This window comes from Cognatundibacterium luofuense, from assembly GCF_018139685.1.
In the GTDB taxonomy this organism is placed as follows: domain Bacteria; phylum Pseudomonadota; class Gammaproteobacteria; order Burkholderiales; family Burkholderiaceae_D; genus Undibacterium; species Undibacterium luofuense.
The window spans coordinates 1-289 of sequence record NZ_JAGSPN010000594.1; the positions used below are offsets into that span (position 1 = coordinate 1).

1 protein-coding gene is annotated in these 289 nt (G+C 49.5%); it reads left to right on the forward strand.

Annotated features, from left to right (window positions below; genetic code table 11):
- The coding region (locus KDM89_RS21785; RefSeq protein ID WP_329604729.1) for an MFS transporter at window positions 1–289 on the forward strand (289 nt) is incomplete at both ends.

Here is a 289-nt window from a genome sequence, read left to right on the forward strand (position 1 = left end):
GGCCGCCTTTTTATTACCTGTACTGGCGAAACGCAGCAGTAAAAAAATCGTCCACATGCTGTGTCTGCTGGCCGGTGGAGCCGGACTGATCAGCATCTACTTTATCCATACACAACTCTGGTTATTGCTGCCTATGCTGGGTATGGGACTGGCGTGGGCCAGCATACTGACTATGCCTTATGCCTTGCTGGCATCTTCTTTGCCGCAAGAAAAAATGGGTTACTACATGGGCGTGTTCAACTTCTTCATCGTGATCCCGCAAATTGTGAGTGGCTTATTATTGGGCTGG